This window comes from Cryobacterium sp. PAMC25264, assembly GCF_019443325.1.
In the GTDB taxonomy this organism is placed as follows: Bacteria; Actinomycetota; Actinomycetes; order Actinomycetales; family Microbacteriaceae; genus Cryobacterium.
The window spans coordinates 314,321-332,922 of record NZ_CP080383.1 but is presented as its reverse complement, the minus strand read 5'-3'; the positions used below and the strand labels follow the sequence as shown (position 1 = coordinate 332,922).

At 69.1% G+C, this 18,602-nt stretch carries 21 protein-coding genes; 8 read left to right on the top strand and 13 right to left on the bottom strand.

Annotated elements, in window-relative coordinates:
• The first annotated feature begins 186 nt into the window (after positions 1-186).
• Positions 187-1,023 carry a bifunctional 2-polyprenyl-6-hydroxyphenol methylase/3-demethylubiquinol 3-O-methyltransferase UbiG gene (locus tag KY500_RS01505; RefSeq protein ID WP_219902054.1) on the top strand — a complete coding sequence of 279 codons (837 nt, stop codon included), beginning with the start codon at positions 187-189 and terminating at the stop codon, positions 1,021-1,023.
• Between the two features lie 3 nt (positions 1,024-1,026).
• Here the strand turns inward: KY500_RS01505 and KY500_RS01500 are convergent, their stop codons facing one another.
• The gene (locus KY500_RS01500; RefSeq protein WP_219902053.1) at positions 1,027-1,215 is read right to left on the bottom strand and encodes a hypothetical protein; all 189 of its coding nucleotides are present in this window, start codon (positions 1,213-1,215) and stop codon (positions 1,027-1,029) included.
• Between the two features lie 95 nt (positions 1,216-1,310).
• Between KY500_RS01500 and KY500_RS01495 the strand changes: the two genes are divergently transcribed.
• On the top strand, positions 1,311-2,222 hold the full coding sequence (locus KY500_RS01495; protein ID WP_219902052.1) for an alpha/beta hydrolase fold domain-containing protein: 912 nt from the start codon (positions 1,311-1,313) through the stop codon (positions 2,220-2,222).
• A gap of 7 nt (positions 2,223-2,229) precedes the next feature.
• On the opposite strand, the gene KY500_RS01490 is transcribed toward KY500_RS01495, so the two are convergent.
• From KY500_RS01490 to KY500_RS01480, 3 genes are read right to left on the bottom strand one after another with little or no spacing between them, the layout of a single operon-like run.
• Entirely contained in the window at positions 2,230-2,418 is a 189-nt protein-coding gene (locus tag KY500_RS01490) for a hypothetical protein (protein WP_219902051.1), read from the bottom strand.
• 22 nt (positions 2,419-2,440) lie between these two features.
• Positions 2,441-3,112 carry a hypothetical protein gene (locus tag KY500_RS01485; protein ID WP_219902050.1) on the bottom strand — a complete coding sequence of 224 codons (672 nt, stop codon included), beginning with the start codon at positions 3,110-3,112 and terminating at the stop codon, positions 2,441-2,443.
• Positions 3,113-3,139: 27 nt separating this feature from the next.
• Complete coding sequence (locus KY500_RS01480; protein WP_219902049.1) at positions 3,140-3,793, bottom strand: hypothetical protein; 654 nt, start codon at positions 3,791-3,793, stop codon at positions 3,140-3,142.
• A 101-nt stretch (positions 3,794-3,894) separates the two neighbouring features.
• Here KY500_RS01480 and KY500_RS01475 point away from each other — a divergent pair, with 101 nt between their 5' ends.
• Positions 3,895-4,779: a neutral zinc metallopeptidase gene (locus KY500_RS01475; protein ID WP_219902048.1), complete on the top strand. Its 885-nt coding sequence runs from the start codon at positions 3,895-3,897 to the stop codon at positions 4,777-4,779.
• Positions 4,780-4,806: 27 nt separating this feature from the next.
• Here KY500_RS01475 and KY500_RS01470 read toward each other — a convergent pair whose 3' ends face one another.
• Together KY500_RS01470 and KY500_RS01465 are read right to left on the bottom strand one after the other, a co-directional pair.
• Positions 4,807-4,992 (bottom strand): DUF1508 domain-containing protein, encoded by a 186-nt coding sequence (locus KY500_RS01470; protein WP_066593492.1) that lies wholly within the window; start codon positions 4,990-4,992, stop codon positions 4,807-4,809.
• 35 nt (positions 4,993-5,027) lie between these two features.
• Positions 5,028-5,747 carry a TetR/AcrR family transcriptional regulator gene (locus KY500_RS01465; protein WP_219902047.1) on the bottom strand — a complete coding sequence of 240 codons (720 nt, stop codon included), beginning with the start codon at positions 5,745-5,747 and terminating at the stop codon, positions 5,028-5,030.
• 227 nt (positions 5,748-5,974) lie between these two features.
• Between KY500_RS01465 and KY500_RS01460 the strand changes: the two genes are divergently transcribed.
• A complete protein-coding gene (locus KY500_RS01460; protein ID WP_255579690.1) occupies positions 5,975-7,444 on the top strand; it encodes an MFS transporter in 1,470 nt (489 codons plus the stop codon).
• Here the strand turns inward: KY500_RS01460 and KY500_RS01455 are convergent.
• Complete coding sequence (locus KY500_RS01455) at positions 7,441-8,421, bottom strand: DMT family transporter (protein ID WP_219902045.1); 981 nt, start codon at positions 8,419-8,421, stop codon at positions 7,441-7,443. The genes KY500_RS01460 and KY500_RS01455 overlap by 4 nt on opposite strands.
• 83 nt (positions 8,422-8,504) lie before the next feature.
• On the opposite strand from KY500_RS01455, the gene KY500_RS01450 reads away from it, so the two are divergent.
• Positions 8,505-9,098 carry a CGNR zinc finger domain-containing protein gene (locus KY500_RS01450; RefSeq protein WP_219902044.1) on the top strand — a complete coding sequence of 198 codons (594 nt, stop codon included), beginning with the start codon at positions 8,505-8,507 and terminating at the stop codon, positions 9,096-9,098.
• On the opposite strand, the gene KY500_RS01445 is transcribed toward KY500_RS01450, so the two are convergent.
• On the bottom strand, positions 9,055-11,037 hold the full coding sequence (locus KY500_RS01445) for an AarF/ABC1/UbiB kinase family protein (protein WP_219902043.1): 1,983 nt from the start codon (positions 11,035-11,037) through the stop codon (positions 9,055-9,057). The two genes, KY500_RS01450 and KY500_RS01445, sit on opposite strands and share 44 nt — an antisense overlap.
• 319 nt (positions 11,038-11,356) lie before the next feature.
• Between KY500_RS01445 and KY500_RS01440 the strand changes: the two genes are divergently transcribed.
• A complete protein-coding gene (locus KY500_RS01440) occupies positions 11,357-13,006 on the top strand; it encodes an ABC-F family ATP-binding cassette domain-containing protein (protein ID WP_219902042.1) in 1,650 nt (549 codons plus the stop codon).
• Positions 13,007-13,039: 33 nt separating this feature from the next.
• Here KY500_RS01440 and KY500_RS01435 read toward each other — a convergent pair whose 3' ends face one another.
• Positions 13,040-13,489, bottom strand: a complete 450-nt coding sequence (locus KY500_RS01435) for a hypothetical protein (RefSeq protein ID WP_219902041.1) — start codon at positions 13,487-13,489, stop codon at positions 13,040-13,042.
• Between the two features lie 145 nt (positions 13,490-13,634).
• On the opposite strand from KY500_RS01435, the gene KY500_RS01430 reads away from it, so the two are divergent.
• The gene (locus KY500_RS01430; protein WP_219902040.1) at positions 13,635-14,426 is read left to right on the top strand and encodes a hypothetical protein; all 792 of its coding nucleotides are present in this window, start codon (positions 13,635-13,637) and stop codon (positions 14,424-14,426) included.
• A 40-nt stretch (positions 14,427-14,466) separates the two neighbouring features.
• Here the strand turns inward: KY500_RS01430 and KY500_RS01425 are convergent, their stop codons facing one another.
• Both KY500_RS01425 and KY500_RS01420 read right to left on the bottom strand, forming a co-directional pair.
• Positions 14,467-15,252 carry a hypothetical protein gene (locus KY500_RS01425; RefSeq protein ID WP_219902039.1) on the bottom strand — a complete coding sequence of 262 codons (786 nt, stop codon included), beginning with the start codon at positions 15,250-15,252 and terminating at the stop codon, positions 14,467-14,469.
• 109 nt (positions 15,253-15,361) lie between these two features.
• Complete coding sequence (locus KY500_RS01420; protein ID WP_255579687.1) at positions 15,362-16,327, bottom strand: DMT family transporter; 966 nt, start codon at positions 16,325-16,327, stop codon at positions 15,362-15,364.
• A gap of 52 nt (positions 16,328-16,379) precedes the next feature.
• Here KY500_RS01420 and KY500_RS01415 point away from each other — a divergent pair, with 52 nt between their 5' ends.
• Complete coding sequence (locus tag KY500_RS01415) at positions 16,380-16,967, top strand: hypothetical protein (RefSeq protein WP_219902038.1); 588 nt, start codon at positions 16,380-16,382, stop codon at positions 16,965-16,967.
• On the opposite strand, the gene KY500_RS01410 is transcribed toward KY500_RS01415, so the two are convergent.
• Together KY500_RS01410 and KY500_RS01405 are read right to left on the bottom strand one after the other, a co-directional pair.
• Positions 16,964-18,034 carry a low temperature requirement protein A gene (locus KY500_RS01410; RefSeq protein ID WP_255579685.1) on the bottom strand — a complete coding sequence of 357 codons (1,071 nt, stop codon included), beginning with the start codon at positions 18,032-18,034 and terminating at the stop codon, positions 16,964-16,966. The two genes, KY500_RS01415 and KY500_RS01410, sit on opposite strands and share 4 nt — an antisense overlap.
• 179 nt (positions 18,035-18,213) lie before the next feature.
• Entirely contained in the window at positions 18,214-18,558 is a 345-nt protein-coding gene (locus tag KY500_RS01405; protein ID WP_066593443.1) for a metal-sensitive transcriptional regulator, read from the bottom strand.
• Positions 18,559-18,602: the final 44 nt, after the last annotated feature.

Below are 18,602 nucleotides of genomic sequence, written 5' to 3'. Positions count from 1 at the left end.
AAAGATGAATTGACTAGTTTCGCAGGTGCCACTGAGCGTTGCATGGGTCCGCCCTGAGAACCGGTCTCTGCGGCCCGGCTCGTCGGCACAGTGGGGTTAACGTCGAGCGGCGCGCGCTCTATTCCTCGCCGCCCGGTCTGCGCTAGTCTGGTCGGCTCGCCAACCCCGGGCAGGACGAGGACCACCATGCAGCATTTCCTGGACACGAACCGGGCCAACTGGGACGATCGGGCATCCGCTCACGCAGCACGCACCGGTCTCGGCTACCAGGTGCAGCGCTACGTGGACGACCCGACGCTGTTATCGGATGTGGTGCGCTTCGACCGCGACCGGCTGGGCGATGTCGCGGGGCTGCGCACAGTGCACCTGCAGTGCCACATCGGAACCGACACGCTCTCCCTCGCCCGGCTCGGCGCCCACGTCACCGGGCTGGACTTCTCCCCGGTAGCCCTCGCTGAGGCTCGCACCCTCGTGCAGGAGACCGGTGACACGGTGGACTTCGTCGAGTCCGACGTGTACTCGGCGCTTTCGGTACTCGAACCGGGCGGTTTCGATCTGGTCTACACGGGGATCGGGGCGCTCTGCTGGTTGCCGAGCATCGACCGTTGGGCCGCCGTCGTGGCCGGGCTGCTGGCACCCGGCGGTCGACTGTTCCTCCGGGAGGGACATCCGATTCTCTGGGCGATGGACGAGAGGCTGGGAGACGATCTGCACCTGCGGTTCCCGTACTTCGAACACGAGGCCCCGTTGGAGTGGGATGACGACTCCACCTACGTGCAGACCGACCGCCCGATGACGGCCACGAAGACCTACGAGTGGAATCACGGCCTGGGTGAGATCGTGACGGCGCTCCTGAACGCGGGCTTGAACCTCACGATGCTCGTGGAACACGACAGCGTGCCGTGGGAGGCGCTGCCCGGCCAAATGATCGAGCGGCCCGATGGGGAGTTCGCGCTGAGCACTCTGGCCGGCGTGGCGCCGCTGTCGTACACGCTCCAGGCGGTCAAGCCAGGGGCTAAGTGATCACTAGCGGCGACCGACGCAAAGCACGCCGATGCCGAGGGTGAAGAGTGCGAGGGAGAACGGCATGGCCAGGAACGCCGGCTCGAAACCCGCCATGAAGACGGCGACCGCGGCGATGAAGGTGACGACAGCCACCAGCAGGCAGGCCACGCCGGCGTAATGTACCCGGTCGCCGAGCAGGGGTGTGGTCATGGCCTCAGTATGGCTGTTCGGGGTGAACACGGGAAGGCCAGCCGTCGACCAGCCGCGACCGGTCAACGCCGGCAGATGTCCGCGACAATGTAGACATGGTCACTCTCCCGAGCAGCGTCATCGTTCCCGCCCTCCGACTGATGCGCGCGAACCGGGTCTTCGTCACTGCGGAGGGAGCGCGCCGGCATGTGCGCGAGCGCGAGCTTCGGCCGACGCCGTACGGGCCGCCGAGCCGGCTGCGCCGTGACGTTCGGGTGACAGTCTCCGGTGCGGCCTGGCCGGTCTATACGATCGCGCCCGTGGACGGCAGCCCCACTGGCAGCGTGGTGTACGTGCACGGCGGTGGCTGGGTGAACCAGATCGCCGGGCAACACTGGCACCTCGCCGCGCAGATCGCCGCGGAAGCGAACACCACCGTCACCGTGCCGATCTATCCGCTCGTGCCGTTCGGAACCGCCGCTGTCGTGGCCGCAGGCGTCGTGGACCTGGTGCGGGGCAACCTGGAGCGGTACGGCAGCACCTGCCTGGCCGGCGACTCCGCCGGAGGTCAGATCGCGTTCTCCGCCGCTCTCGTGCTGCGGGACGAGCACGACATCACGCTACGCCGCACCGTCCTGATCTCCCCCGCCCTGGACCTTTCCTGGAGCAACCCGCTCATCCCCACCGTGCAGCCGAGCGACCCCTGGCTGGCGACCCCTGGCGGTGAAGTGCTCGCCGATCTCTGGAAGGGGTCCGACGACATCCTGGACCCGGTGGTGAGTCCGCTGATGGGCGACCTGGCGGGCCTGGGGCCGCTGACGGTGTTCAGCGGAACACGGGATGTGCTGAACCCGGATGCCCATCTCCTGGTCGACAAAGCCGTCGCGGCCGGGGTCGACCTGGAGTTCCACGAGGGCGTCGGGCAGGTGCACGTTTACCCGTTGCTGCCCACCGCGGTGGGCCGTGCGGCCAGGGTGGCCATCGTGGAGCGGCTCCGGCCGGGCGTAACTGAGCCGCTCGGCGCCTGAGCCTCAGCTACCGGTCGCTGAGCCCCGGAATGACGATCACGAGCTTGCAGCGCGGGCAGCGGTGACAGGACTCGAGCCCCTCGGCCGTGTCAACGCCGTCCTCGGTCATCTCCGTGGCGCAGGCCGGGCAGGGCGGACCGGGCTCGTCGAGTTCGATCTCCTCGAGATCCTCCTGGTCGAATCCGTCCTCGTCCATCGCTCCAGTCTGCCGGTTTCGCCTAGCCGGTGACGACCCCGACCAGCACAAGTGTGCGCAGACTGGGTTGCTGGGGCCAGGTGCCGGCGAGCACCTCGTGGGTGGCCGAGTCGGGCGCCTGGTTCGCCAGCACGTCGTCGTCGTCGAGCACGCGGGCCACGACGATCCGCAGCGGACCGGCCGCCACGACGGCGGCGCCCGGCGCCTCGCTGATGCTGATCTCGCCGCGCCCGGGCAGAGCCACGGGAGGTCCGCCTGGCGCTCCACTGCCGGCGACCACGGCCGTCGGTTCGCGGAGGACCATCTCGCCGTCGATCTCGATCTGCAGTTCGGCCTGGCGGCCGCCGGTCAACGCGGCCGTGGCGACGGCGGCAAGGTAGACCGGGTCGCCCGCGCCGTCGTAGACCCATCGCTTGCCCAGCACCGAGTGCTCGGTGGTTCCAATGAGGGCGGCCTCGGCGTCTGCGAGAGGCGCGTTCCGGTAGGTCACGGGAACCTGCAGCACCGGGCCGGTGCCGGCGCTCACGAGGATCGTCTCGATGCCCACCTGGCCGTCCGGGTCATCGAAACGGTACGCGGCGATGTTCTCCAGCGGCGCATCCGCCTCACCGGAGAACCACGGCTGACTGGGTACCCAGCCGCTGAGCAGTTCGATCTTGGTGGGCGTCAGGTCTGCTTTGTGGAGGAGGGCCATGCCCTCGATCCTACGGCGGCGAACCCGTCAGCCCACATCCCGCAGCGCGGTCAGCACCGCGACGATACCGGTGCCGAACTGGTCGTCCATGAACCGCTGGATCGAGCCGTCGTCGTAGATCACGGATACCCAGAGGTACCCGTTCGCAGTCCAGTCCGACAGGATCGGCGCCTCCGACCAGTCGGTGAATTGGGAGGGGCTGTAGTCCGCGGAATGCAGTTCCTCCTGCAGGCGCAGCAGGGTGGCCTCGTCACTCGCGCCCGCGTTCTGCGGGTCCTCACGGGGGTCGTCAACCCGGAGCGGGTCATAGAGCGAGAGCGGGATGGGAGGCTGGGTCACCGTGAAGACTGCGGCATTCCAGGTGCCGGTGATGGCATAGCTGCCCCAGGTGACCCCGGATGCGCTCTCGGACTGTTCCACCGTCGCCCAGTCCCAGCCGACGATCGGCGGACCTCCGCACAGGGGCGGGTACGACTCGGCGACCGAGCCCAGGCAGAGCTGGGGGTCTTCGCCGTCTTTGTGCAGCACCAGGCCCTGGGCGAGCACCTCGCCCGCCGCGGCCGGCCGGGGGAACCCGCCCGGCCCGGCACCGGCGCCGGGGGCCGCACCGCCGCCGCATCCGCCCAGGGCGAGCAGCCCGGCACCGACGATTGCCAGCACGAGGACCCCGAGACTTCTCATGACCGCAGTGTGACAGGCGGGCCGACCGAGCGCCAGTATTCGCCCCGTGTGCCGCGTCGTGGCGGCACCGGGCAGAACTGAGGATCGCATACTGTCGAGGAATGACTTTTAACGACGACGCCAAATACTCCGGCCGCGGGGTCCGCAAATCGGGCCGCCGCACCGGCCTCGCCGTCGGCGGCGGAGGCCTGGGCCTCGTCGCCATCGTGCTGCTCTCGCAGCTGCTCGGGGTGGACCTCACCGGCCTGGTGGGCGGCGGCACGAGCGGCGCCGGCAGCCAGAGCGAGGGCACCGCCCTGACCAACTGCGAGACCGGCTCCGACGCCAATGCCGACGTGGAATGCCGGGCGGGACTCACCTACGACTCGCTCGACGCGTACTGGGCCGAGCAAGCGCCGGCCATGGGCATCGGGTACGCCTCCCCCACCATCAACCTGTTCGAGCAGGCCGTCGACACCGGCTGTGGCTCGGCGACCAGTGCGGTGGGGCCGTTCTACTGCCCGAGTGACCAGCAGATCTACCTCGACACCGCCTTCTACGACGAGCTGCGCAGCCAGTTCGGTGCCACGGCCGGCCCGCTCTCCCAGCTCTACGTCGTTGGTCACGAGTGGGGCCACCACATCCAGAACCTCGCGGGCACGTTCGCCAGCGCAGACACCTCCCAGACCGGTCCCACCTCGGATGCCGTGCGCCTCGAGGTGCAGGCCGACTGCTTCGCCGGCGCCTGGCTGGGCTCGGCGACCGAAACCACGGATGCCGACGGCGTCCCACTGCTCGACCCGATCACGGACGTCCAGATGGCGGATGCGCTGAACGCCGCATCCGCCATCGGTGACGACCGCATTCAGGAGAAGGCCCAGGGTCAGGTCAACCCGGAGACCTGGACACACGGGTCGAGCGAACAGCGTCAGAAGTGGTTCCAGACGGGCTACACCGGCGGGGCTGATGCCTGCGACACCTTCGCGGTGGCCGACACCGAGCTCTGAACCGAGCTCGCGTGGGGGTGGTCGGGCCTACTTGGGCTCGGTGAGGTCGACGACGCGCCCCTTTGCATCCGCCTTGACGATCTCGATGCCCTTGAGGGCGTCCGCCTTGGTCTGGTAGCTCTCCGAGGTCATCAGGACCTGGCCGTTGTGGGCCTTGAGCTTGAAGACATAGCCCCCGGATCGGTCTGCAGTCAATTCATACTTGCCGGACATGACACGCTCTCTTCGTCGAGATGGAACTCCGCCGGCTACGAGGCCGGTGGCGCAACCTTACCGCGCCGCGCCGGGTCGCCGCCGCGCAGGCCGAGGGCCGGCAGCAGCACGCCGTCGATGAGCGAGATGAGAAAGTCCCGGTCAACGGGCTTGCGTTCGATGAGCGTGCGGTAGGTGGCCATGGCGGGGGTGACGATGCACAGGGCGTCGATGTCGCAGCCGGGGTCGACCTCTCCGCGGTCGATGGCGCGCTGGATGAGGAACCGGTTGGCCGCGGCCCGCGGCTTCAAGAGGGCATCGTTGGCCGCGTCCGCGAGATCGGGTGTCGCCGAGATCATCGACATAACGCCGGCCATGATCTGCATCTTCTTGACAGCATCTTCAATGGTGCGGGGCTTGATCATCGCCACCAGGTCGCCGCGCAGCGTGCCGGTGTCCGGCAGCCGGGACTGGTCAAGGTCGGCCTGCTTCATGCACGCGACAGCGTCGATCACGAGTTCGTTCTTGGACGGCCAGCGGCGGTAGAGCGTGGCCTTGCCGGCCTTCGCTCGGGTGGCGACCATGTCGATGGTCATGCCGTCGAAACCGGTCTCGGCGAGAACCTCGAGCGCCGCGGCGAGGATCTCCGGGTCGCGGGTGTGGTCGCGCTTGCGGCCCAGCTTGGTTTCGATCACAGTGGTTTCCAGCACCGTGGTTTCGAGCACAGTGGTTTCGACCACAGCACCATCCAGCGCACCGGCTTCGACCTGCGTCATTGCGGCGATCTCCATTTCTGTAGGTCTTGGGTTCCGGACCCTGCCGGATCCTGAAATTATGCGCCACCAGCCTGTGCGTCGGCAGGCGCCGGACTTTCCCTGTACAACTCCACATGTTACCGGGCGTAAATTCAGGAACTGTTAAGATCCGGAACTCCACAGTATCGTATAGAGTCGCGTTTATGTCTAAAACGATCCCCGCTTCGTCTCCCGCGACGAGCACATCAGTGCCCCATTCCCGTCGGTGGTGGACCCTGAGCGTGGTGGCCCTCGCTCAGCTCATGGTCGTGCTCGACTCGACGGTCGTGAACATCGCCCTCCCCTCCGCCCAGGCCGACCTCGGCTTCTCCAATGGCGACCGCCAGTGGATCGTCACCGCATACTCTCTCGCCTTCGCCAGCCTGCTGCTGCTCGGCGGCAGACTCTCCGACCTGATCGGCCGCAAGCGCACCTTCATCATCGGTCTCATCGGCTTCGCCATCGCCTCTGCGCTCGGCGGCGCGGCCGACAGCTTCGGCTGGCTCGTGGCCGCCCGCGCCCTGCAGGGTGCCTTCGGCGCCCTGCTGGCCCCCACCGCCCTGGCGGTGCTCACCACCACCTTCACCATTCCCAAGGAGCGCGCTCGCGCCTTCGGTGTCTTCGGTGCGATCGCCGGCGCGGGCGGCGCCGTGGGCCTGCTGCTCGGCGGCTTCCTCACCGAGTACTTCGACTGGCGTTGGAACCTCTACATCAACGTCGTCATCGCCGTCGTGGCCGTCATCGGCGCCGCGATCTTCGTCGACACCCTCCAGCGCACCGGTCCCCGGCCCAAGCTCGACATCCCCGGCACCCTCCTGGTCTCCGCGGCCCTCTTCGGCCTGGTCTACGGGTTCTCCAACGCCGAGACCGATGGCTGGGACTCGCCCTTGACCTGGGGAATGCTCGGCGGCGCCGTGGTGCTGCTCGTGGCGTTCGTGCTCTGGCAGCGGAAGGCCGCGCATCCGCTGCTGCCACTCTCGATCGTGCTCGACCGCAACCGCGGCGCCGCATACCTCTCGGTGATGGTCGCCGGCGCGGGCATGTTCGGGATCTTCCTGTTCGTCACGTACTACCTGCAGACCTCGCTGGGCTTCACCCCGATGCAGACCGGCTTCTCGTTCCTGCCGATGATCGCGATGCTGGTGCTTGCCGCGCAGCTGTCGACGAACATCTTCGTGCCCCGGTTCGGCCCGAAGATCATGGTGCCGTTCGGCATGGCACTGGGCATGATCGGCATGATCCTGCTTACCAACCTGGACCTCGACAGCACCTACGCGGCCAATGTGCTGCCGCCGCTGCTGATCCTGGGCTTCGCGATGGGCTCGATCATGCCCGCCTCGATGCAGACCGCCACGCTGGGGGTCGACCGCCAATTCGCCGGCGTCGCGTCGGCCATGGTGAACACCAGCCAGCAGGTCGGTGGCTCCATCGGCACGGCCCTGCTGAACACCCTGGCGGCGACCGCGGCGGCCGACTACGTGGCCGCGCACCTACCGGCCACGGCCGAGGTGGCCGCTCAGGCCGCCGTCACCAGCTACGCCACCGCGTACTGGTGGGGCGCCGGGTTCTTCGCCGTCGGCGGCATCATCGCGGCGCTGCTCTTCCGCCGGATGGGCCACGGCCTGTCCCTGGCCAACGCGCACCTGAGCGAGGACGCCGAACCCGTCGTCGCCCACTAGCCCGGTTGGCCGGGCAGCTCCTCGGTCCCGAGGGGCTCCACGAGGGGGACGGATGCCGGTTCGATCACGGCATCCGTCTTCTCCGAGCGAACGAAACCGATGCCAATGAGGATCAGCAGCCCCCCGAGGAGCTGCGGCACGGTGAGCTGCTCGCCCAGCAGCAGCCAGGCGTAGAAGGTGGCGGCCACCACCTCGAGCAGGCCCACAAACGACGCCAGCCGGGAGCCGAGCATCTCGCTGGCGGCGATGCTGGTGGAGTAGGCGACGGCCGTGGCCACCACGCCGATGATCAGGAGCGGCAGCCACCACGGCACCTCGGCGCCGAACATCGGCACGTCGGCAGTGGACGTGCGGAACGGGACGAGCCCGGACAGCCCGACGAGGCCCAGCAGCAGGCCGCCGAGCAGCAGGCCGAATCCGGCTAGCGCCACAGCCGGCAGCCCGTCGCTGGGATGCGCCGCCACAAGATAGTAGATAGCGCACCCCACCATCGCCCCCAGGGCCAGCAGCAGGCCGAGCACGTCGAAGCTGGCCGATCCGCCCGGCGACACCACGAGCACCAGGCCGGCCAGGGCCACAACGGAGCCGATCAGCACGACGGCCTTGGGGCTGCGCCGACTGCGCGCCCACGCCCAGCCCACCAGTAGCAACGGCGCCATGTACTCGATGAGCACAGCCGTACCCACGGGGATGCGTTCGATTGCCCCGAAGTAGAGCAGCTGTGTGGCCGCGACGCCGATCAGTGCCATCGCCAGCACCCGCCAGCGGGCGCGCCAGAGCAGTGCCCACTTGCCATGCAACGACAGCACCGCAAGCGGCGACAGCACGATTCCGCCGATCAGCACCCGCGCGGTGACCGCCGCAGCCGGGCTCCAGCCGCTCTCGAGCAGCGGCTTGGCCAGGGCGCCGGACAGGCCGAAGGTGGCCGCGGCGACGACTGCGATGACCAGGCCGAGCGAGGTGGACGAGCGGTTCATGGGGCTCCTGTACGCCGGGCGGGTCAGCGGTCTTGCCGGGGCGCTAATCATGAAGATAGTGTGATCATAAGTAAGGAGTCAATTTGCATTTTGCCCCTGACGCCGAGGCGAGTCTGGCCTTCACCGTCGACCTCGCCAACACCGTAGCCGGAGCCACCAAAAGCGGGCTCGACGAGCTCATCTCCCCCGCCCAGGTCGTGCAGTTATTCGACGCTCACCGGTTCTCCGGACGCCTGGACCGCACCGAGGCCGAGCTGACCGAGGTGCGCGCCACCCGGGAACGTCTGCGGCGCATCTGGACGCTCGATCGCGACCACGCGGCCCTCGAGGTGAACGGCCTGTTGCAGAGCGCTCAGGCGCTCCCCCGGCTGATGCGGCACGACGGCATGGACTGGCACCTGCACGCCACCGACCCGGCCGCCCCGCTGGCCGAACGGATTCTGGTGGAGGTGGCCCTGGCTCTCGTCGACGTGATCCGCAGCGACGAGAGCGGGCGGCTCCGCGCCTGTGCGGCGGAGCACTGCGACGGGCTGTTGGTGGACCTGTCCCGCAACGGGTCTAAGCGGTTCTGCAGCGTGCGTTGCGGCAACCGGATGAACATGGTCGCGTTCCGGAAACGGGCCGCCGGCGAGGCTACTGCGGATGCCGCAGGAACAGTTGCCGGAGCGCCCGGATGATCAGCACGAAGCCGACCAGGCCGATGGTGGCGCCGAGGAAGGCGTAGAGCCGCACCCCGGAGACCAGGTCGGGACCGGCGTCGGACACCACGAGCACCACGCCCAGGCTCACCGCGGCGATCGCGATGAGTGCGCCGATGGTCTCGATGACCACGGAGCCGAGCCACCAGCGGTCGTCCGGTTCGGAGAAGGCGCGAATGCGTACGCTGAAGGTGCCCTTCTCCAGCGCCGCACTGATGGTCTCCAACCGGCGCGGCAGCCGACGGGCGGTGGTGCGCAGCACGGCCACCTGAGCCTGGGCCGAGCCAAGCACCGACTGCGGGGTGAACAGCCGACGCAGGAAGTGCGGCACCCGTTCGAACGCGGTGCTCACCATGTCGAAGTTGGGGTCGAGGATCGCCAGGCAGCGCTCGAGCGTGGTGAGCGAGCGCAGCGCCAGGCCGAGGGTGGACGGGATCGCCAGGTGGTGTTCCCGCACGATGTCGAGCATGGCGGTGAAGACCGATCCCTCGCCCTCAGCGCTGTGCCGGGCGAGGGTGAGCATGCGGCCCAGGTCGCGTTGCAGACCCTTGATGTCGGCGTCGGCCGGCGCCTCGACCACGAGGAGCAGCGCATCCGTCGTGGCGACGTCATCGTCATGGGCCGCGGCCAGCAGCAGGGTGACCAGGCCCTCCCGCATGCTGCGCTCGAGCACCCCGACGTTGCCGAAGTCGATCATGCCCATCCGGCCGTCGCCGAGCAGCATCAGGTTGCCCGGGTGCAGGTCGCCGTGGAAGATGCCCGTGACGATCAGTTGCTCGAGCACGGCGTCGAGCAGCGCCGCGGCGAGCGCGGCCCGCTCCTCCGGCCACATCTGGTCGAGCTGCTCCCCCGCCGCGTTCAGCGGCACCCCATCCATGAGGTCCATGGTGAGCAGGCGCCGGGTGCTGGCTTCCGAGTAGACCCGCGGCACGACGAGTACCTCGGCGGCGGCGGACGAGGCGACGACACTGCCGATCTGCTGCGTGCTGGCGAATTCGATGCGGTAGTCCAGCTCGTTCCGGAGCGACCTCGCGAACCCCTCCGCGAGCGACACCGCCCCGAAATCCCGGCCCCAGCTGGTCTGGTTCTCCACCCGCTGAGCGAGCCGCACGATGATGTCGATGTCGGCGGCCACCTGGGCGGCGGCCGCTGGGCGCTGCACCTTGAGCACCACCGCCGTGCCGTCGAGCAGGGTACCGGCGTGCACCTGCGCCACGGATGCCGCCGCGAGGGGCTCCTCGTTCACGGTGGCGAACACGGTCTCCAGCGGGGCCTTCAGCTCCGCCTCGATCACGGCGCGTACGGCAGGCCACGGCAGTGTCGTGGCCCCCGACTGCAATGACGCGAGCGCCACCGTGTAGCTGTGCGGCAGCAGGTCCCGACGGGTGGACAGCAGCTGGCCCAGCTTGACGAAGGTGACGCCGGCATCGTTGATGGCGGCAACCAAGGCTTCCGGCGCCCGGCCACCCACCCGTTGCTGACGCAGAGCGGCGCCGGGGCGCTCCTGCACGATCCAGCCGATACCGTGCCGGGAGAGCAGGGTGAGGATCTGCAGATAGCGCTTGGTGCGCCGACGCCGGTGCAGTGCGGCCCGGAACGCATCCACCGGGTTGGCGGCGGTGGTGGGCCACAGAGCCTCCGTCGCCACCAACAGCGCCATGCCGAATGCGAATACCCAACCGAAGGCCAGCGCGACGAACAGCACCAACACGATCGCGGGCACCTTGAGGTCGCCGTTCTCGGTGATCAGCCGCGCCTGGGTGGCGGTGAAGTAGGCGAACGGCCAGCAGCCGATGAACACCAGCGCCGCCACGAGCGTGGTGCGCAGCCAACCCACCGTGGTGCCCAGCAATGACCGGGTGGCGAAACCGATGGCGGCCGCGTAGCCGAGGGCGATCAGGCCCAGGACGATCCACACCCATAACGATCCCAACACCGCACGCCCCGCATTCTCTCGCTGTGGCCTCAGGGTAGCGCGCGGAGGTTGACTAGTCTCGACCTGACACTGTGAGCTGCCACAGAGCGATCCCCTCGCTCAACCGAGCGCGCGGTGTCTCTCCTCCGGGGAATCATGGACGACACCGCCCGGTCCATGCCAGACTGGAACGGTCCCATCCTCCAGAGTCAGGCTCAACCAGTGAAGCTCTTCGCCGTTTACGCGCTCACGCGCTGACACCCGTCGATCGGCCGTGCCGCGGCATCCGGGGTCAGTGCTTTCACTGACGACGGGGAGCCCCATGGCTGCGACACACACTTCACCTGCACACGCTTCGACCATTGTTCTGACGGATGTGGGCCTCAGCTGGCCTGATGGCTCCGCCGCTCTCACGGGCCTCACCGCCGCTTTCGGCCGGGGCCGCACCGGCCTGGTCGGCGCCAACGGCTCCGGCAAGTCCACCCTGCTGCGGCTGATCTCCGGCGAGCTGAGCCCCAGCACGGGCAGCGTCGTGCTGTCCGGCGACGTCGGCTACCTACCGCAGACGCTCACCCTGGGCGTGACCGCCACGGCGGCCGACCTGCTCGGGGTGCGCGCCAAGCTCGACGCGCTGCGGGCGATCGAGGCCGGCGATGTCGAGGAGCGGCACTTCGACGTGCTCGGCGACGACTGGGACCTGGTGAGCCAGGCCGGCGAGGCGCTGCGCTCGGCGGGGCTGGCCGAGGCCGACCTGGACCGACCCGTGGGCGCGATGTCCGGCGGCGAAGCCATCCTGGTGGCCGTCGCGGGCCTTCTCCTGAGGAAGTCGCCCATCACCGTGCTCGACGAGCCCACCAACAACCTCGACCGGGCGGCCCGCGCCCGGCTGGCGACCCTGGTGCGCTCCTGGCCGGGCGCGCTCGTCGTGGTCAGCCACGACACCACGCTGCTCGAGCTCATGGACGACACCGCTGAGCTGTACGCGGGCGGCCTCACGGTCTTCGGCGGACCCTACAGCGCCTTCCTCGAGCACCGCGACCGCGAACAAGCCGCGGCGGTGCAGGCACAGCGCACCGCCGACCAGGCCGTGAAGAAGGAGAAGGCCCAGCGCATCGAGGCCGAGACCAAGCTCGCCCGCCGCAGCCGCTTCGCGCGCAGCGAGTACGAGAACAAGAGCGTGCCCAAGATCGTGATGGGGCTGCGCAAGTCCGCCGCGCAGGTGTCGGCGGGCAAGCTGCACCGCGAGGCCGACGGCAAGGTGGCGGATGCGCGCCGGGCGGCGGCCGACGCATCCGACCGGGTGCGCTCAGACGAGAGCATTCGCGTGGACCTGCCCGACCCGCAGGTGCCCAGCGGTAAGCGGCTGGCCGAGCTCGCCGGCAGCAATCGCACGTTTCTGCTGCACGGCCCGGCCCGGGTGGCCCTGACCGGGCCCAACGGAGTGGGTAAGACGAGCCTGCTCGAGACTCTCGTGCATCCGCAGACGGCCCGGCAGGGCCTGGCCACCGCGACCGCGCACACCGAGCGCATCGGGTACCTCAGCCAGCGGCTCGACGGGCTCGACGGGGAGCTCACCGCCCTGGAGAATCTGGGCGCCGCGGCCCCGCAGGCCTCCCCCGGTGAGCTGCGCGGCCGGCTCGCCCGATTCCTGCTGCGCGGGGATGCAGTGGGGCGGCCGGTGCGCAGCCTGTCCGGCGGTGAGCGGTTCCGGGTGGGTCTGGCCCGGCTGCTGCTGGCCGACCCGCCGGCGCAGCTGATCGTGCTCGACGAGCCCACCAACAACCTCGACCGGCAGAGCGTCGACCAGCTGGTCGGGGCGCTGGGCTCCTACCGCGGCGGATTGCTGGTGGTCAGCCACGACGATGTCTTTCTCGCCCGACTGGGCATCACCGACTGGCTCGCCCTCGACGCCGACGGGCGGCTCAGCGAGGAGCGAGCGTCAGGGCAGGGGCAGGGAGACGTTGGGCCGTGACGGGAGGGGCCGTGAGTTCGGGCAGCACCGGGATCACAGTCCGATGGTGTCGCGCAGCGCTCGAGTCGACCAACCGGTCGGAGCCCAGCTGGCGGCCGGCCGGGCGGACAGCGCTGTGAAGGCCGCGGCGGCGCGCGGGTTGTCGGCCGGCAGTTCACTGCGGAACCGTCGGCTGGCCACGCCCGCTTCGTAGGTTGCGAACTCGACGTCGAAGCCGGCGCCCAGCTGCACGGCCAGACGCAAGGCGAGGGCGACGCCGTTGCTCGTGAAGGCGCTCGCGTGGGCTGGGCTCTGCCAGTTGAAGTCGGCATCGAGGGCGTCGTAGTACCCGAGCTCCCAGCGGATCAGGTCTGTGATCAGATCGGGATGCAACCGGGTATGCACGTACGCCACCGGATGCGGAAACCAGAGCACCGTACCCGCATAGTCGGGAACGAGCCGCACCACCGCGCCGTGTGCCGCCCCGAGCCCCCGCTGCGTCATGGTCGCGCTCTCTCCGTCGTGTCTGATTGGACCTCGCGCTCGAAGCCCCCCACTCCATAGAGTTTCAGGTACACCTCGTGTTTGCAATTCCCGTGGCGCTGTGTGCCGGCCCAGGCCACTGCTAGATTGCAGCCGGGGGGTCACGATGACGGGTGCGACGCGGCGGCGAGTGTGGGGCATTGCCCTGGTCCTGGTGGCTGTGAGCGGGTGTACGACCGGTCAGGGGCTCGCCCCTTCTCCGAGCCCGAGCACCGCCAGTCCGGCTCCCCAGCCCATCACCGAGCTGTACGACCTGGCTGCCGGCACCGTGCTGGGCACGGGCACCTTCGACGCCAGCACCACGGTTTCCGTGTCGGGAAGCGTCGAGATCAGCACGGATTCCGGCCGGCTGACCCTGAGCGTGCTCAACCTCGACCTCGGCCCCACCGAGAACACCGTGACCCTCGAGCTCAACGCCCTCACCCACGACGCGTCGACCGCCCGTTTCCGAACCGCGCACAGCTACGTCGCCGACGCCCCGGTGCTCACGGCAGACCGGCAGAGCTTCGACATCGCCTCCGGCAACGGGTACGGCGACCAGTTGATCACGAACGATCCCAGCTGGATGCGCACGGCCGTGCTCTGGGAACAGGTCGGCGGCATCACCTTCGGGCGGGTGCTGGCCACGGCCGAACTCGCCTGGACGATGCCGGATCTGCACCCCGACCTGGCGGTCAGGGATACGGGCGAGGTGCCCACCGCTCGAGGGACCGTGATCTACGACAGCGCGGGGAACCCGTCGGGGTATGTGGTGGCGCCGCTCGACGCTCTGGAGACCATCGCCGACCGGTTCAGCATCACCATGGCCGATCTGCTCTGGCTGAATCCGATGCGGGGCTGGGACGAGGCCATGGCCGACGAAACCCTCAACCTGAGCCGGTACGAACGCGGCCGGTGAGCGGTTGCGGCGCTTTGGTCCGTCACGTCAGGCGTGAACGCTATTGACCGCTGGTGCTCACGACGGCCGCGTTGGCGCAGGACGAGGTCTGCGCTGCGGTGACCCGGCTATCGTCCTCCGGCACCGAGCCCGACACTGCCGTGTAGCCGTTCATGGCGGATAGCCCGTTCTCGGAGACCGTGATCCCGGTGGCCATCAGGGCGTAGGTGTCCCCGTGCTTTTCGGCGACCTGCAGGCCGTTCAGCTCGAGCCCGCCCTCTACCTCGAGGCAGCCGACACCGGTGCCGTTGCCGCGCAGGTTCTGCATGTCGAAGGAGTACGGCCGGCCGTCCACGCCGATCGGGGTGACGTATTCGCAGTCCACGAAAGCGTGCAGGCTGGCGCTGCGCCCGTCGTCGAGAACAGTGACCACCACACCGTTGTGCAGGGCCGCCGTCCACCCGCTGTGCGCGCCAGGCCCGGCCAGATCGTCGGTGAGCGTGTGAGTGGCCCCGGATGCCGTGGTGATGCCGTAGATGAAGGGAGAGCTGGCTTCGGAGTACCACTCGGTGTCGTTCTCGCCGTCGCCGTCGACATCCGCGATCTCGGCGCTGACGACGCCGGCCGGCATCTCGGCCGGAGTGGCCGGGCAGCCGGTGGCCTCTACGGCCGGCTCACCGGCATCGTCGGTCGCGGTCGCCTCAGTGGTGTCGTCTGTCTCGGACGACGTCACCAGAGAGCTTTGGGCCACCCCGGCCGCCCCGCACCCCGTGAGGACGAACAGCAGCACACCGAGTACGACGAAAGACCGGCCTACGCGGTGGGTTTTCGAATGAACGGTTGACATCAGATCGATGCTACCGACGTTGTCTGGGCGCCCTCCGTGATTCGGGCGTGCTTTCGGAGGGTATTGCCAGTGTGGGGCTCGCCCATCCAGAGCGCCTGTCCGGCGGCCTCTACTCCGGCGGTGTTGGCGTCAGCGGCGCCGGCTCCAGCGTCGACTGCGGTCGGTGCCGGGACAGCCCGACGACGCCGTACGCGGCGACGGCGCCGGCGAGCACGAACGCCACCAGCGCGTAGGGCGGCGCGGCGGAGGCCTCGCCCAGCACCACGATGCCGATGCCGACCGCCACGAGCGGGTCTACCACGGTCAGGCCGGCGATGACCAGATTGGGTGGTCCGGAGGAGTAGGCGATCTGCACGAAGATACCGCCGACGACGGCCGCGGTCAGAACGCCGCCCACGCACAGCAGGGTGAGCAGCGAGATCTGGCCGGACACGAGCTGGGTGATGGTGAGCTTGGCGAGGGTGGCGACGAAGGCGTAGAGAACTCCGGCGCCGACCACCCAGGCCACGGCGGTGAGCCGGGCGCGCAGGAACACGAACACCAGACCGAAGCCCACCAGCACGGCGGCCAGGAGGATCAGGATGATGGTCACCTGCGGCGGTCGGATGGGCCGGTCGGCGGCGTACACCGCGGCAATGGTCACAAACACGACGATCCCGCCCACCGAGAGCGCTACCGAGCGCAACACCGTGCCGTCGAGCCGGGTGTGCGCGAGCCGGGAGTCGACGACGGTGGAGAGCACGAGGGCGGCCACCCCGAGAGGCTGCACCACGAGCAGCGGCGCCAGGCCCAGGCTGGTGAGCTGCAGGAGGATCGCGCAGCCCAGCAGCAGGGTGCCGAGCAGCCAGGATGGCCGCCGCAGCAGAGCGAGGAGTTGGCCGGCGCTCATCCGCTGACGGTCGGACGCGCGCATCCGGGCGGCCTTGCCCACGCCACGGTGTTGCAGCTGAGCCCCGAGGGCCAGGAAGATCGTGCCCAGCAGCGCCACGGCGATTCCGAGATTCTTGCGTGCGGCCGGGTCGAGGAACCCCACGATCACGTCGGTGACTTCGGAGGTAGAGAACGGGACGGGCACATGCAGACTTTACCCCTGCCGGCGTGTCCGGGGCCGGTGCTAGCGTGCCAGCATGAAGCAGAGAGAGCTCTTCCTCCAGGCGGATGCCGCGTTGCGCTCCGTCATCGACCGGATTACTCCCGAGCAACTCAGCCTGCCGGCACCGGCCGCGTGGTCCTCCACGCCCGACCCGACCCTCCGCGATGTGCTTGCCGCGCACGCCCGTGACGAGGCCTGGGTGCCCGATGTGCTGCTCGGTCGCACCATCGACGACGCCGCCGGCACCTACGACGGTGACCTGCTCAGCGCCGACCCGATCGCCGCGTACGACCGGCTCAACGACGTGGCCACCCGGGCCGTGAGCGAGGACCTCGACCCGGAGAAGATCGTGCACCTCAGCTACGGCGACTTCCCGGTGCGGGAGTACCTCGAGCACGTGAGCATCTACCGGGCCTTCCAAGCCTGGTCGATCGCCCGGCAACTCGGCTGGGACTATTCCCTGCCCGCCCCGCTGGTGGACACCCTCTGGGAAGTGATCGGCCCGCAGGTCGAGGGGTTCCGGGCCATGGGCGTGTTCCCACCCGAAGTGGAGGTCCCCTCCGACGCCGACCGGGAGACCCAGCTGCTTGGGCGGGTGGGCTACTGGGTGCCCATGCCCTAGCCGCGGGCTCGGCGCAACTGGTCGGCGACGGTGATGGCCACGATGAGGACACAAATGGCCGCGATGACGACCACGACGACGGTGACCCCGACCGTTCCGGCAAGCAGCGGAACGAGCAGCACGGCCGCCGCCGCGGGCAGGATCACGGCCGGCCGCACCTGCGACCGCGTATCCAGCACGGCGTGAGTGGCCCAGAGCAGCAGAAGAAAGAAACCCACCGGCAGCGCCACGGCCACGGCGAGGGTCGTCGCCGACGCCTCGACGTGATGGCCGGCATCGGCCACGGCCACTTCGAGTCCCGCGCCGACGGCCGCCAACGACACGAACACCCCGTAGTGCCCGTAGCCCCACAGATAGGAGCGACCGCGGTTGGCCGCGAGCCCCTCCCCGGCCGGTTCGAGGAAGTAGAGCCACCAGAGCGCGAACACCGTGATGAACGACGCCACGGATACGAGCACCAGGTCGCCGCTGAACCCGCGCGCTTCGAGCGCATCCTGCACGCCGTAAATAGCGGCGAGCACACCCTCGCCGAGCAGGATGATGGTGAACAGCCCGTACCGTTCGGCTATGTGGTGCGGGTGCCAGAAGGTGCTGCCGGGGCGCTCGGCCCACGGCGGTACGGCGAGCTCAAGCGCCACGAGTACCACGAATGACGCCAGGCCGAACTGCTCGGGCAGCGCCAGCCGGACCAACCAGCCGAGCTGCACGAGGCTCACCCCGGCCGCGTACCGCCACGCCGTCGTGCGCCCGTCCGGATGCTCGGCGCCGGCCCGTAGCCACTGCACCACGAGACCCAACCGCATGATGAGGTAGCCCACCGTGATGGCCCGGAAATCCTGGTCGACGAACGCTGCCGGCACCCCGGCTGCCAGCACCAGCACCCCACCCATCTGCACCAGGGTGAGCAGTCGGTAGGGCACGTCGTCGGTGTCGTACGCCGAGGCGAACCAGGTGAAGTTCATCCACGCCCACCAGATGGCGAAGAACACCATCAGGAACGGGGCGATCTCGTCGACCCCGTGGCCGCTCTCGAGGCCGTGCGCGAGTTGCACCACCAGCTGCGCCACGGCCACCACGAACGTGAGGTCGAAGAGCAGCTCGAGGGGCTCGACACCCGGTGCGGCTCTGCGGTGTCGCGCGCGGTCATCCGCCGGTGGAATCTGATGCCCCGCACGTCTGTCATGCGCTCAGCCTAGAGACGACGCCGGCTTGAATGCCAGCGGCTGCAGCGCCCACGCGCGAGGCGTTAGGAGCGCACCAGCCGGGCGATGGCGTCGCCGGCCTCCTTGAGCTTGAGTTGGGCCTCCTCGCCGCCCGTCGCGACGGCGTCGACGACGCAGTGGCTGAGGTGGTCGTTCAGCAGGCCGAGGGCCACGGATTGCAGGGCGCTGGTCATGGCCGAGACCTGGGTGAGGATGTCGATGCAGTACTTGTCGTCGGTGACCATGCCCTGCAGGCCCCGCGCCTGGCCCTCGATGCGGCGCAGGCGCTTGAGGTAATCGTCCTTGTTGGAGATGTAGCCGTGCGGACCGTCGTGGGAATGGTCGGCGTGGGGATCGATGGCGTCGGGAACGGCGGCGTCGGTCGTCATGGTGTGCTCCTGGTGTCGGCTGGCCCTATACCCCCTCACGGTAT

Coding starts and splice junctions, on each gene's coding strand:
- KY500_RS01505 (WP_219902054.1), top strand. CDS start 187: ATGCAGCATTTCCTGGACACGAACCGGGCCAACTGGGACGATCGGGCA.
- KY500_RS01500 (WP_219902053.1), bottom strand. CDS start 1,215: ATGACCACACCCCTGCTCGGCGACCGGGTACATTACGCCGGCGTGGCC.
- KY500_RS01495 (WP_219902052.1), top strand. CDS start 1,311: ATGGTCACTCTCCCGAGCAGCGTCATCGTTCCCGCCCTCCGACTGATG.
- KY500_RS01490 (WP_219902051.1), bottom strand. CDS start 2,418: ATGGACGAGGACGGATTCGACCAGGAGGATCTCGAGGAGATCGAACTC.
- KY500_RS01485 (WP_219902050.1), bottom strand. CDS start 3,112: ATGGCCCTCCTCCACAAAGCAGACCTGACGCCCACCAAGATCGAACTG.
- KY500_RS01480 (WP_219902049.1), bottom strand. CDS start 3,793: ATGAGAAGTCTCGGGGTCCTCGTGCTGGCAATCGTCGGTGCCGGGCTG.
- KY500_RS01475 (WP_219902048.1), top strand. CDS start 3,895: ATGACTTTTAACGACGACGCCAAATACTCCGGCCGCGGGGTCCGCAAA.
- KY500_RS01470 (WP_066593492.1), bottom strand. CDS start 4,992: ATGTCCGGCAAGTATGAATTGACTGCAGACCGATCCGGGGGCTATGTC.
- KY500_RS01465 (WP_219902047.1), bottom strand. CDS start 5,747: ATGACGCAGGTCGAAGCCGGTGCGCTGGATGGTGCTGTGGTCGAAACC.
- KY500_RS01455 (WP_219902045.1), bottom strand. CDS start 8,421: ATGAACCGCTCGTCCACCTCGCTCGGCCTGGTCATCGCAGTCGTCGCC.
- KY500_RS01440 (WP_219902042.1), top strand. CDS start 11,357: ATGGCTGCGACACACACTTCACCTGCACACGCTTCGACCATTGTTCTG.
- KY500_RS01435 (WP_219902041.1), bottom strand. CDS start 13,489: ATGACGCAGCGGGGGCTCGGGGCGGCACACGGCGCGGTGGTGCGGCTC.
- KY500_RS01430 (WP_219902040.1), top strand. CDS start 13,635: ATGACGGGTGCGACGCGGCGGCGAGTGTGGGGCATTGCCCTGGTCCTG.
- KY500_RS01425 (WP_219902039.1), bottom strand. CDS start 15,252: ATGTCAACCGTTCATTCGAAAACCCACCGCGTAGGCCGGTCTTTCGTC.
- KY500_RS01415 (WP_219902038.1), top strand. CDS start 16,380: ATGAAGCAGAGAGAGCTCTTCCTCCAGGCGGATGCCGCGTTGCGCTCC.
- KY500_RS01405 (WP_066593443.1), bottom strand. CDS start 18,558: ATGACGACCGACGCCGCCGTTCCCGACGCCATCGATCCCCACGCCGAC.